The following is a 13,061-nucleotide window of genomic DNA, read 5'->3' on the forward strand; positions in this document are numbered from 1 at the left end:
CGGTAAATATGGATATCAAAATGAATAAAGATACAGCGGAATTGCTTTCAATAATTTCGGGCATTGTAGAAGAAGAGCCCGAACTGCTCAATGCCCGTGAAAACGAAATATACCTGAGGCTTTCGGAAACCGGGTTTGAAGATGCAGCTCTTGCGCTTGCGGAAAGGAAGTTCAGCCTTATCGGGCTTTTTTGCGCAGAAGCCTTTGAAAAAAAGGGCGGCTTTACCCTCTTTTATGTTTTCAAACAGGCAGGAAGGGCACCTGCCCTTGTACTTGTCCGGGAGGCAGAAAAAGAAAAAAAGGTTCCCTCGGTTGCAGGAACCTTCCCCTCAGCTTCCTGGTTTGAGCGGGAAATAAGAGATGGTTTCGGGCTGGACTTTGCCGGTGCCCTTGATACCAGAAGGCTTTTCCTGCACGAGTGCTACCCTGAAGACTTCCACCCTCTACTAAAAACCTTCAAAAACGGGCCTATCCGCCCCTCTGAATTCCCCCGAAAAGAGTACAGGTTCAGGCAGGTTAAAGGCGAAGGTGTATACCAGATCCCTGTCGGGCCTGTGCATGCCGGAATAATCGAGCCGGGGCATTTCAGGTTCAGCGTGATAGGAGAGCCTATATTCAGCCTGGAAATCCGGCTGTTTTACAAGCACAGGGGAATAGAGAAACTGGCTGAAGGAAAAAGCCCCTCAGAATGCGTCGCTCTTGCCGAAGCAGTGAGCGGGGACGAAAGTATGGCAAATGCAACAGGGTTCTGTATGGCAGTAGAGCAGGTCTGCGGAATAAAAGTACCTGAAAGGGCAGAACGCCTGCGGGCAATAATGCTTGAGCTCGAACGCGTTTATTCCCTGCTCGGAGACCTTGCTGGAATGGCTGTAGATGTAGGCTTTTCTCTTGTGGCAAGCCCCTTTTTAATACTGAGGGAAGAGGCATTCAGGCAGAACGAAAAACTGACAGGCTCAAGGTTCCTGCGCGGAATTACCATTCCCGGAGGGTTGAAAAAGGACATCCCCGATTCACTCCTGAACGACCTTCCTGCCTTCCTGGAAAAGTTTTCCAGGGCATTTGAAACTGCTTTCGAGAGGGCAATGTCTTCATCTTCACTTATTGACAGGTTTGCAACGACAGGCGTGATAAAAAAGGAACTTGTCTCTCCGCTTAACCTTACAGGCCCTCTTGCCAGAGCTTCAGGCTGTCCTGCCGACACCCGGCTCGACAGGCCCTATGGAGCCTATAAAGACTTTGCTCCGGAACTTTCAGTAAGGAAAATAGGGGATGTATTTTCCCGCTTTGAGGTAAAAGCCAATGAGGTCCGTGCATCTGCGGACCTGATCCTGCGCCTCGCAGAAAAACTTCCACAGGGCCCCATATTTGCTGAAAGTACCGGATACGCCGGATACGCCGGGCATAATCTAAGAGAAGCAAATTGCCCTGGAGCTACAGGATATTCCCTTGCCCTTGTAGAAGCCCCAAGGGGACAGAACCTGCACTGGGTCTACATGAAAAACGGGCTTGTTGACCGTTATAAGGTAAGAACGGCATCTTTCTGTAACTGGCAAGTTATAGAACATGCAGTACTCGGAAATATTGTTCCCGACTTTCCCCTGATCAACAAGAGCCTTAACCTCTCCTATGCAGGAACCGACCTTTGAATATACAAAAACTCAGGAAACACGAGGTATAATTATGGTAAACCCTCTTTCCCTCTTTCTCCGTCCCAAGGTTACGGAGACCTTTGAATTCCGGGATGAAGAATTGGAAGCCCTTGGAGCAGAAATCAAAAAAGAGATCCCGAAAGTTTTCGGGCACAGCCTTGCCATCCGCGAACTGGATTCAGGCAGTGACAATTCCACAGAGATTGAAATCTCAAACCTCGGAAACCCTCATTATGATGTTGAGAGGTTTGGGATCTCTTTTGTTGCTTCCCCGAGACACGCTGACGTCCTGATGGTTACGGGAGCAGTTACCCTTAACATGGCTGAAGCCGTGAAAAAAACCTATGAAGCCATGCCCTCCCCAAAATTTGTGGTAGCAGTGGGAGACGATGCCTGTGACGGCGGGATCTATAAGGGTTCTTACGCCGTACTCGGCGGGGTTGATAAAATCCTGCCTGTGGATATGAAGATTCCCGGAAACCCACCTTCTCCGAAAGAAATCCTGAAAGGGATTTTTGCCCTTGTAAAAAACGCCTCCAAATAAAAGCATCCAATAATCGTGGAACTCCTTCTGCTTCGGGCAGAGGAGACTTCTTTTTTAGTGTTAAAACTTACTTTTTAGTCCTCCCTCATCGGACTGCGAGTCTCTCAATTTCGGGAAAAAAATATACCTGAGAACCTCAGGAAACCGGAAGAATACAGAGGAAAAAGTGAACTCCCAGAAAGGAGTAATCTCAAAGGGAGAACGCATGTCTGAAAGTTCGGGAAATCCAGATGCACAAACAGAAAAAGAAGTATCTGCCGCCAAGAAGTGGCTTTCAGTTAAAGAAGCCGAAGCTCTTGGCTACTACGATTTTATGAGTTACCTGGGAGTACCCTATTATCATACAGGCGGCCTTGTGTCCACCAAAAAACTTGCAGAGTTATGCCGGATTGACAGGACGAAAAAAGTCCTGATGGTAGGCTGTGGAACCGGCTTTTCTGCCTGTTTCCTTGCCAGAAAAATCGGCTGTGAGGTGGTGGGAATTGATATTGCAGAACTTTCCATTGAGAAGGCAAAAGAGCGGGCCAGAAGGCAGGGAGTTTCGGAGAGGGTGAAATTCAGGGTCGGGGACGCTTATGCCCTGCCCTTCGAAGCCGGGACTTTTGACGCCGTGATAACCGAGTTTGTGTCCCAGTTCCTGGACAGGGGCAGGGCCTTCAAAGAATTCGCGCGGGTCCTGAAACCGGAGGGCTACGTGGGAATCAACGAAATGTACAAAGAGGAGAGGATTCCCCAGAAAGCCGCTGAAGAAATCGCTTATGCAGAAAAAGTATTCAGGGAAATAACAGGGCTTCCCTTTTCCCTCTCCACGCCGGAAGAATGGAAAAAGGGACTTGAGGAAGGGGGGCTCAAAGATGTAAATGTCCGGAAGTTCAGGCCTTCTCCAGGCCCTGGAGAAGTAAAAGCCCTTATGGAGGGGATGGGCAGAAGCTGGAAATTTTCCAGGTACTTTGCAGAGCTGATTTTGAAAATGGGAAAATATTACCTGTTCAGCAGAACGATCCGGTACCGGTTCAACCGACTGGGAGAAGGCAAAAAAATCCTGCTCCGAAAAAAGTCAACCTCAAAATATGTGGGTTACGTCCTTGCTACCGGAATAAAGGAATGAGAAAAGGATTAGAAAGACAGACCGAAAATAAAAAAGGCAAAGAGACGAGGGAGAAGAAAAATAGGAAGTGAAAAAGGCAGAGAAAAAGGAAAAAAAGGTGAAGAGTAAGGAAAATAGCAAAGAAAAAGGAAAAAAGGCAAAGAGTAAGGAAAATAGCAAAGAAAAAGGAAAAAAAGGCAAAGAGTAAGGGAAATAGCAAAGGGTAAGGAAAATAGCAAAGAAAAAGAGCTTAACTTTAGGAAAGTAAGTGCTTTTTGGAAAAAAATATAAGGAATCAACTGAAAAGTAGCGCATGAGTGTTGCACTAAGTCCCCCTCACTATTTTCTTCTGGGAGAAAAAAGGACTTTTGCCAATGAAGGTTGCTTCCTGAAAAGAAATGAAGGAGAAACACTCCGGCATACTTGAGAAGCTTCTAGGGGAGATGGAGTAAAATGAAAATATCACTTATTGACCTGGCGTTCCTATCTGAAAAAAGGAAAGATTTATTGCTCCTTCTGGAAGAAGGGCCCAAGACAGGCGACGAAATAAAAACAGCCCTTAACGTTACCTCGACTTCAATTATGCCCCAGATCAAGAAATTAAAGGAAGGGCGTCTGATCGTGCTGGATGAAAACAATGCCTACAGTCTCACGGATATGGGGGAAATAGTTGTTGAGAAGATGGAGCCTCTGCTTGATACGGTCAGGGTTTTCGAGGAAAACTACGATTACTGGATTAACCATGATTTTACCGCAATTCCTGAGCATCTTCTTAATAGGATTAATGAACTCGGAAATTACTTCATGCTTGAAGCCGATCTTAACCGGCTTTTCGAAGTCCCAGAAGACTTCAAGAAGAATCTTCTTGAGTCGAAACACATAAAAATGTTTCTTTCATATTTCAATCCCCTCCATATTGAAATTTATTCAGAGCTCGTAAGAAAAGAAGCAGAAATATGCCTTGTCCTGACAGAACCGGTCTTTGATAGAATGAAAAAGGATTATTTTGAAGACCTGAAGACTCTTGTAGAATCAAAGAATACGGAAGTCTATATCTGTGACAAAAATGTAACACTTAAAGACGTCGTAACAGAACGTTTCTGCTCTCTTGTACTCTTTGATAAAAAAGGAAAATTTGACCATCAGCGGTTGATGAGCTTCGATGAAAGCGCACTTAAATGGTGCGAAGAGCTCTTTATATATTATAAAGAGATGTCCAGACGCCTGGAGAAAATATAATTTTTCACTGGTAATAGGGTCTGTTTAAGACAGAAGTAGCATCTTTTTGAAACATAAGACTGAAGCCGGATAGAGACGAAAATCGAATCTGGACTGGAAATGGGATTAGGAAAAATACCTCAGCTCGAAATAGAAAAAATATCTTTCCGGCTACAATAGTTTTCCAATGTTAGCTTACTTTTCCTGATGTCCTCTGCTTTCCAGACAGTAAATCTCTTTAGATTACTTTAGATTGTAAATCCCGTCTCAGATTTCAAAACTTCTAATTACCAGCGTGTTTGTGATATTTTTTGATATATTACCAATTTTTTAAAACATATAAAATTTATATAATTAAAGATATATTTTGAGCTTGCAGTTCTGTGTCCTCTCTTTAGTCTCCCAGATACTTATCGATAAGGGACCTGAACCTGTGGATATCTATGGGTTTTGAGATATAATCCACGCATCCCATTTCGATAAAGTGTTCTTCACTTCCCTTCATAGCATGGGCTGTGACAGCTATCACTGGAATATCTGCAATAGCAGGGTTCTTTTTGATCCTGTCCATAACCTCAAGCCCATCCATTTTAGGAAGTTGCATATCGAGGAGGATAAGATCGAACTTTTTCTCAGCAAGGCGTTCAAGAGCCTTTATCCCGTCCTCGGCTTCTGTGACACGGTGGCCGTAAAACTCAAGGAGGTCCAGGATCAGTTCCATGTTCATGGGGTTATCTTCGACAATAAGAATTTCTTTCATCTTCACGCCTCTTCAGCATAGCTAATTGTTTTATCCTATTAATTAACTCTTTTCTTCCGAATGTACCCTTTTTAAGAATAGAAATAAGACGCTCCTTAAGTTCACCGTTCAGTTCTTCAATATTCTTCTCAGTAAACTCTCCTGCGGTACATACAATTAAAGGAATGTCTTTTGTCTTCTCATCTGCTCTCATACGGGAAATTACCTCAAATCCGCTTATTCCCGGCATCAGCAGATCGAGGATAAGAATATCTGGCTGCTGCTCGGAAAAGAGGCTTTCCAGACCTTCCTGCCCACTATAAGCCTTTACTACCTCAAAGCCTTCGGGTTCAATCATTGAACTCAGCAGTTCCACTGCATTATCATCGTCGTCAATGATAAGAATCCTTGGCTCTTCGAACCTTAACTTACCTGTGATCTCTCTTAAGGAATCCAGCAGTTCGATTCTTTTTACTGGCTTTGTAAAGGAATAAGTTGCCCCAAAGGCAATTCCCAGCTCGTTATTATCTGTCACTGAAATAATAAGTATGGGAATGCGGGCTGTCTCAGGGTCGCTCTTCAGCTGTCTCAGGACACCCCAGCCGTTAGTATCAGGAAGGAAAACGTCTAGCGTGATAACATAAGGTTTCAGTTTCTTTGCAACGTTTAAAACATCTTTTCCTCTATATAGAGAGGCTGTACTGTACCCGTCTTCCCTGAGAACAACTGAAATCAGCTCATTGGAATTCCTCTCGTCATCAACTACGAGAACAAGATTCTGCGCTCCAATACTCTTTTCAGGAAGAAGGATCTCAGGAAGCTCGATTTCGTCCAGAAGGTCTTCTACACCCTCTTTCACGGAAAAGGTAGCTGCTTTATTCATTTCAAACTCAAGCATTAAATCGTCAATTTCCCTGGTATCGGCTTTTCGGGACTCAGGCGGTTTGGTGAGCGGAATTATAAACATAAAAGTACTGCCTTTCTTAAGTTCACTTTCAACCCAGATATCTCCCTGGTGTAGATGTACAATTTTCTTCACGAGAGCAAGCCCAAGCCCTGTCCCGCAGTACTGCTTGGCGGATGATGCATCGATCTGAGTAAAGGGCTGGAAAAGTTTTTTCTGGTCTTCAGAAGAAATACCAATCCCTGTGTCCTTTACAGAAAAAATAGCTCGGTTTCCGCTTTTTATACAGTGGACAGATACCTTGCCTCCTTCCGGGGTAAACTTGACCGCATTGCTTACAAGATTGTAAAGAATCTGAATAAAACGGTTTTTGTCGGCTTGAATATCTGCAAAATCCGATTCTACCTTAAAGCTTATTTCAAGAGATTTTACCTGGGTAAGAGGAGAAAGAGTAGCCTTCACCTCTTCGAAAACCGATTCAATCGAAAACTCACTGTAATGCAGCTCCATTTTTCCGGCTTCTACTTTTGAGAGGTCAAGAATGTCATTTATAAGTCCCAGAAGATGTTTTCCGCTGGTAGAGATGTTATTAACATATCTCAGCTGTTTTCCGTTGAGTTCCCCAAAAACCCTCTCAAGCAGTATGTCTGAAAAACCAATGATGGAATTCAGAGGTGTCCGCAGTTCATGGCTCATATTGGCAAGGAACTCACTCTTTGTACAGCTGGCAGCCTCAGCTTCCAGTTTTGCCTGAAGGAGCTTCTCTTCAGAACGTTTGTATGCTGTAATATCGAGCCCTGTTTGCAGGACTCCGGTTACTCTTCCGTTATTATCCTTTATCAGATTTGCACGGATCATCCAGACTTTTCCGTCCGGAGTAACTACCTCTCCGAACTCCTCATTTCCGGATTCAAGCGCTTTTTGTGCAAAAGATTCTCCGGAAACAGCATCGGACATTGGAGAAAATTCCTCATATCTGTGCCCAATAATGTTTTCAAGCTTAAGACCTGCATGGTCCAGAGAAGCCCTGTTTGCCCAGACGATTCTCAGCTCAATATCCATAAAGATCACGAGTTCGCTGAGAGAGTTAAGAATAACCCTCTTCTCGTGTTCCTGAGCTTTAGATTTATCAGAATTTATTTTCAGCCGGTCAAGCATCCGGTTTATTCCTTCAGTTAACCTTGAGAGCTCATCATCCCCGTTCATAATACAATGTGCTGAGAAACTTTCGTCCTTACCCACTTTTTCTACAAAGTTATCAATGGCGACAATTCTGGATACTACCTCCCTGTCAAGAAGGAACTTACAGACTGCTCCGACCATGAGACCTGAAAACAGGAGGAAGAGTACGATATACTTAAGAGACTTCCTGCCTTCTGCATAGATGTTCCTGTCAGCATCCGCCCGAACCATGACGGTTGGATTTCCGTAAAGGTCTTCGTGGATATAATAACCTGCTAACCTGTTCCCCTCTACAATATGTGTGAAACTCTCGTTTCCATTTTCGAAAAAGGCTTGCTGGAAATCAGGAGGCACGCTGTCGGGACTGTAAAGCAAAACCGGATTTCCTGTAATTTTCTGGATGGACTCGACGAAACTGGAATCCAGATTCATCCCCAGGATTATTGTGCCGATTATTTCCCTGTTATCGTATGCAGCAGATACGGGGCGGCAGGAAACAATTGCAGGTCCGTTTTTCAGAAGGAGCATCCCATTTAAAGAGCTCGTTTCTCCCCTGCAGAGAAGGCTTCCAGCATTTATTTTGTGGTTGATTTCGGGAATTATTGAGTCATTGGAAGCATTACCAGCGTTTATTGAATCCGAAACCTGAGAGTATATGATGTCCCCTGAACTATTGACAAAAAAAATGAAGTCGTATCCGCTCAGGGTAAAAAGATCAGTGAGCACAGTTCTGCCAAGATCTTCTTGATTCTCACTTAGCATAAAAGCCCTGATGTCTTCCCTTGAAGAAAGGGCAGAGTTTGTCTCATCCAGTTGTATGATCTGGAAATCAATTACATTATGTATATTTTCCACGGTGCCAATTGCCTCTTTCTCCTCCAGGTCGGAAAAACTCGAGTAGAGGATATTCTGAGATGCAAAAATGACGAGCGAAGTAAGGAGGGCAAAAATGATATAGATAATAACAAAAATTTTTCTACTTACATTCATATTATGAACTCGGCTGGGTTGAAACAGAATAGGGGGTTAAAAAATAATTGTAGCAGATAGACTTGGGATGGTAAATATATAAAATACTCCACATACATAGTATAAAAGTTTATCCAGAGTTAATATTTAAAGGGGATAATAAGGCTTTATTATCAAAAAAACGGATATATGGTATATTTTATAAAAAAATATATTAAATAAGAAGCAAAAACAGAACTTGCCAAAAGTGTTAATTGTCACATAATTTACTATCACACTATCTCATAAGTTATGTATCAGCTTTCTTTTCCGGCATGTCAGCTTTTTTTCCAGCATGTCAGCTTTCTCTTCCAGCCTACCTTTCAAAATACCCTTCCAGCCATTTTGAGTTCAGAGTAATTTATCCTCGGAAGTGACCGGATCACCATTTAAAGAATCTAGCTGCCCAGTTCACATTATTTCTCAGGAGATATTTCCTCAGTTCATCGATCCCCAGGAGGAAAACCGCAAAAGGAACGGCGAGTAGCATGTACCTGAGATCAATTGGAGCGGTGTTGAAGATAAGGTTAGCAAATGGATTCCAGATAATGAGGGCAAGAATCAGGAGTTCGCTTGCAATTCCCAGGAGAACCGGGCGGTTGCTGAACAGTCCCATTGAGAAGACAGACTGAAACCGGGTTCTTGAAGCAAACACATTAGCGATCTGGCAAATGATCACGGCGGAGAAGAAAGCGGTTATTGCCTGCATATAAAGGGGATTAGTGTTTGCAAGCTGCTCACCGAAACTCCAGCCCCCATCAAAAAGTACGGCAAAATAACAGAAGAAACCTGCAGCAGCCTCTATAGGCCCTTTTACTCCATAGGATGTCAAAAGCACCTGGGGAGTTAATAACTTTTCATTCCTTGGTCGGGGAGGCCTCTTCATAATATCTCCCTCTCCTTTTTCCACCCCCAGAGTAATGGCAGGAAGGATATCAGTCCCCAGGTCGATTGCCAGGATAAGCTGGACAGTCATAGGAAGGGGAATAGAAAGGAGAACAAAAGCTATGAAGGGCAGGATCTCGGGGATATTGCTTGTAAGGATGTAAACAATAAACTTTTTTATGTTATCAAAGACGGTTCTGCCCTCTTCTACAGCATTTACTATCGTAGCAAAATTGTCGTCCAGAAGCACCATGTCTGCGGCTTCGCGAGCCACATCCGTGCCGCTGCCCATAGCGACCCCCATATCGGCATTCTTGATAGCAGGAGCATCGTTTACCCCGTCTCCGGTCATGGTAACGATCTCTCCTTCTGCCTGGAAGAGCTGTACTATTTTCAACTTCTGTACAGGAGAGGTTCGGGCAAAAACAATACTCGGGTTTTTGAGCCGGGAAGCAAGCTCTGTACGGGAGAGGGATTTCAGCTCATCTCCGGTAATAATCTCAGGTTTTCCGGATACCGCAAGTCCTACATCCCTGGCAATTGACTCTGCGGTAACCGGGTGGTCACCTGTGATCATGACAACCTTAATCCCGGCAGCATGACATTTCGCAATAGCTTCTCTGGCTTCAGGGCGCGGTGGGTCTACAATCCCGATGAAACCCAGAAAAATAAAATCTCCGGTATACTCGTTCTGTGCTTCTGCCTGCCTGAACGCAAGGGCAATTATCCTTTCGCCTTTTTCTGCCAGCCTCAGGTGCCTTTCCAGAAGCTCTTTTTGCCCGGCTTCATCCAGTTTTCGGATTTCTCCGGACTCCATAACTGACCCGCACATTTCCACAACCACTTCCGGAGCGCCTTTAAGGTATACCTCAAGTTTGCCTTCGGGAGTGCGGCAGACAACTTCCATGCGCCGGGTAAGGGAATCGAAAGGAAACTCCTCCAGCCTCGGATACTCTTGCTGGAGTTCTTTTACATTTTTTACATCTACGAAACTGTTCGCAAAAACAAGAAGCGCACCTTCTGTCGGGTCGCCAGTGTATCCGGGAGGCGAGTCGTAAAGTTTCGCGTTATTGCAGAGCCCTGCAACCCTTATAAAAATCGGAGGAATCTTTTCCGGATTCCACACGGGATTTCCTGTAACAGGAACTCCTCTTGCACCTGAGTCAGTACCTTTCTCCGCAAGACCTTTTTTTGTACCATCTTCTGCATCCTGCCCTGCAGAGCCTTCTTGAGAAAGGGAAGGTTTTTCCGGCTCCAGAGTTTCAAACCCTACGATAAGAGAATTTACTGCCATCCTGTTCTGAGTAAGGGTCCCGGTTTTGTCCGTACAAATCACAGTAGTCGAGCCCAGGGTTTCCACAGACTCAAGCTGTTTTATAAGGGCATTCCGGGAGGCCATTCTTCGGGAAGCAAGGCTGAGGGCAAGCGTAACTGTGGGCAAAAGCCCTTCAGGAACATTGGCAACAATGATTCCTATGGCAAAGATAAGGCTTGCGAGAAAAATATTCTGGAGAAAGAATGCGAGCAGGAAAAAGGTAATTCCAAGGAAAATCGCAATTGCTGAAATAATCTTTATGAAATGGTTGAGTTCTTTTCGGATAGGGGTGTCCACGGATAATGTCTGCTCTGTAAGCGTTGCGAGGCTTCCGATCTGGGTATCCTGTCCGGTCCCGAAAATAACGGCTTTACCGTTCCCGCTCTGTACGAGAGTTCCGGAAAAAACCATATTCCGGCATTCCAGCAGATTCGAATTAGTGCATTCAAGAGAACGCAACTGCGGCTCTGACTCCCCGGTCAGGGTTGAATTGTCCACTTTCAGGGAATTGGTTTCAATCAGACGCCCATCTGCAGGAACCTTATCCCCCTCTTCAATAAGGACGACATCCCCTGCCACAAGTTCTGAAGCCAGGACATCCCTTACTTTTCCATCCCTGAAGACCTTTGCATGAGGAGGTAGAAGCTGCCGGAAGCTTTCCATTGTCTTTGCAGCCTGATACTCCTGCACAAACGTGAAAGTCCCGTTAAGGAGAACGACTGCGAAAAGAGCAACCCCTATATAGATATTTCCCTGCCCGGGATCAAGGTACTCGCCAAGAAAAGAGAGGAGCGCTCCTACAGTCAGCAGGACAGCGAAAAAATTTCGGAACTGACGGACGTATCTCTTAAGTATGCTTTCCTTTCCTGCTTCTTCGAGGATATTTGGCCCGCATTCCTGAAGCCTTCGTGTAGCTTCCTGTTCATTGAGCCCGTTTTCGTCCGTTTCGAACCTTTTTAGAAATTCTGGAAGAGAAATAAGATGTTCATCACCCAGCGGAGAGCATACCCTATTTTTATTTCCAGCCAATTCCTTTTCCATCGAATCCCCTATAGTTCAATGTGACGCGAGAATAAGAAACTTAACGTTACGAATCTGCCGAATTACTTCAAAAATCCAGAATAATCAATTATCCGAGGCTGGTATTTAATAGAGCTTTTACCGATTACAGAACCGGATAGTAGAAGATAGAGGATGGAAAAGGATTGGAAGAAATAAGAACCTGGATAATATAGTTAAAATTTATTACATGATTTATTAAAAAAAAGGCAAAAAAAAATTCTCGGCAATTAGCTTTTATAATTTGTTAACTAAAAAAAATATTCGTATCCTAACTCGATTGAGAGGCTAGTGTCTTAGAAACTTAATTATGGTGCATAATATTTAGACATTTTCTCATCAGCAACTTTTCTCGTAAACTTCCAGTTGATCTTATTTTCATGTTCATTTCTTTTCTTTGTCCATGCACCCACTTCATGAGTAAGTGTTTCCATATCTCCAATCCTTCTGTCTGTACATTCGATATCCATCACATTGATCTCTATTTCTGCGGCATTAAGCCAACTTGCATGTTTTGGCGTGTAATGGAATTCTATCTTGTCCAGAATCTTTTTTGCTTCCTCTTCGCTGAATGTTTCGTAGAATGACTTTTCTTTGTGGATATTGAGATTATCCGTAACCAGCCGGATGACTTCAGCTTCAGAATAGTTTTCGGTAACGAGAATTTTCACGAATTGTGCAAAATCCTTCATAGTTCTTCTTTGGGTGACTTGAGTCACCCTTTTTCCTGCTTTAAACTCTACTGCCACGAATACATTTGCTGTCCCATTCCTGACATATTCGTAATCATATTTTTCTGGACTTCCAGGTTTCATTGGAATGGCCTTCCTCTTATCTCCAAGAAGTTGTTTTGGTTTCTCGTCAAGGCAGATGAGAGGTTTTTTCGGGTCATATTTTTCTTCATAGAGATTGAGAATGTTGTACATTCTTTCTCTATATTCAGCATTTATCGTTTGAATGCACCACATCCGTCTTAACCAAGGTTTAGTTTTGCTTTTTTTAGAATAAGCCGGATGCTCTCCTTATTTATTGTTTCAAACCCTTCTCTCATCTTCAGTTCTTCAGTAAGCAGTACAAGCGTCCACTTTTTTCTTCCATCAGGAGGTGTGGTACATGCTTGCGCTATGATTTCAGCAGCGTGTTTTTCGGTGTATTTTATAGGTTGACCGGTTCTTGTTTTATCCTCAAGAGCGCTTTGGAGGCCTTCATCCAAGTACCTTTTCTTGATTCGTCCAACAGTATTCCTACCAACATTCAATATTTCTACGATCTCGGTGTTCTTTTTATTCTTGTTGGCAAGTAACAGGATTCGTGCTCTTGTTAGTTCCCGTGCACTTTTCTGTCCCTTTTTAACAAAGTCTATGAGGTACTGCACTTCATCTTCTTCAAGTTTTATTTTTGCCATGAATGAAGATACAGATGGGATTCAAAGCTTATAAATAGGACTCAAAATTAAGTTGCCACGACACTA

Annotated in this window: 7 protein-coding genes and 1 pseudogene; 4 read left to right on the top strand and 4 right to left on the bottom strand. The window is 43.7% G+C overall.

The annotated features are described in order from the left end of the window. Positions 1 to 8 precede the first annotated feature (8 nt). The 4 genes from EO93_RS01815 to EO93_RS01830 all read left to right on the top strand — a co-directional run bounded on the left by EO93_RS01815 (position 9) and on the right by EO93_RS01830 (position 4,519). Entirely contained in the window at positions 9 to 1,646 is a 1,638-nt protein-coding gene (locus EO93_RS01815) for an NADH-quinone oxidoreductase subunit C (RefSeq protein ID WP_048160859.1), read from the top strand. 34 nt (positions 1,647 to 1,680) lie between these two features. Next, on the top strand, positions 1,681 to 2,193 hold the full coding sequence (locus EO93_RS01820; protein ID WP_048131623.1) for an NADH-quinone oxidoreductase subunit B family protein: 513 nt from the start codon (positions 1,681 to 1,683) through the stop codon (positions 2,191 to 2,193). A gap of 166 nt (positions 2,194 to 2,359) precedes the next feature. After that, on the top strand, positions 2,360 to 3,301 hold the full coding sequence (locus EO93_RS01825; protein WP_235284072.1) for a class I SAM-dependent methyltransferase: 942 nt from the start codon (positions 2,360 to 2,362) through the stop codon (positions 3,299 to 3,301). Between the two features lie 432 nt (positions 3,302 to 3,733). Then, complete coding sequence (locus tag EO93_RS01830) at positions 3,734 to 4,519, top strand: winged helix-turn-helix domain-containing protein (protein WP_048160860.1); 786 nt, start codon at positions 3,734 to 3,736, stop codon at positions 4,517 to 4,519. A 373-nt stretch (positions 4,520 to 4,892) separates the two neighbouring features. Here EO93_RS01830 and EO93_RS01835 read toward each other — a convergent pair whose 3' ends face one another. The 4 genes and pseudogenes from EO93_RS01835 to EO93_RS16685 all read right to left on the bottom strand — a co-directional run bounded on the left by EO93_RS01835 (position 4,893) and on the right by EO93_RS16685 (position 12,995). Next, complete coding sequence (locus tag EO93_RS01835; RefSeq protein ID WP_048131625.1) at positions 4,893 to 5,258, bottom strand: response regulator; 366 nt, start codon at positions 5,256 to 5,258, stop codon at positions 4,893 to 4,895. Next, positions 5,230 to 8,313, bottom strand: coding sequence for a response regulator (locus EO93_RS01840; RefSeq protein WP_048160861.1), 3,084 nt, complete (start codon positions 8,311 to 8,313; stop codon positions 5,230 to 5,232). The genes EO93_RS01835 and EO93_RS01840 overlap by 29 nt, the downstream gene beginning before the upstream one ends. 400 nt (positions 8,314 to 8,713) lie before the next feature. Next, a complete protein-coding gene (locus EO93_RS01845; RefSeq protein ID WP_048160862.1) occupies positions 8,714 to 11,572 on the bottom strand; it encodes a cation-transporting P-type ATPase in 2,859 nt (952 codons plus the stop codon). Positions 11,573 to 11,898: 326 nt separating this feature from the next. Further along, positions 11,899 to 12,995 (bottom strand): annotated as a pseudogene (locus tag EO93_RS16685) (IS630 family transposase). Positions 12,996 to 13,061: the final 66 nt, after the last annotated feature.

The organism is Methanosarcina sp. 1.H.A.2.2, assembly GCF_000979975.1.
Lineage (GTDB): Archaea > Halobacteriota > Methanosarcinia > Methanosarcinales > Methanosarcinaceae > Methanosarcina.

Excerpts from the sequence above, each read along its gene's own strand:
- EO93_RS01815 (WP_048160859.1), top strand. The coding sequence starts at position 9 with ATGGATATCAAAATGAATAAAGATACAGCGGAATTGCTTTCAATAATT.
- EO93_RS01820 (WP_048131623.1), top strand. The coding sequence starts at position 1,681 with ATGGTAAACCCTCTTTCCCTCTTTCTCCGTCCCAAGGTTACGGAGACC.
- EO93_RS01830 (WP_048160860.1), top strand. The coding sequence starts at position 3,734 with ATGAAAATATCACTTATTGACCTGGCGTTCCTATCTGAAAAAAGGAAA.
- EO93_RS01835 (WP_048131625.1), bottom strand. The coding sequence starts at position 5,258 with ATGAAAGAAATTCTTATTGTCGAAGATAACCCCATGAACATGGAACTG.
- EO93_RS01840 (WP_048160861.1), bottom strand. The coding sequence starts at position 8,313 with ATGAATGTAAGTAGAAAAATTTTTGTTATTATCTATATCATTTTTGCC.
- EO93_RS01845 (WP_048160862.1), bottom strand. The coding sequence starts at position 11,572 with ATGGAAAAGGAATTGGCTGGAAATAAAAATAGGGTATGCTCTCCGCTG.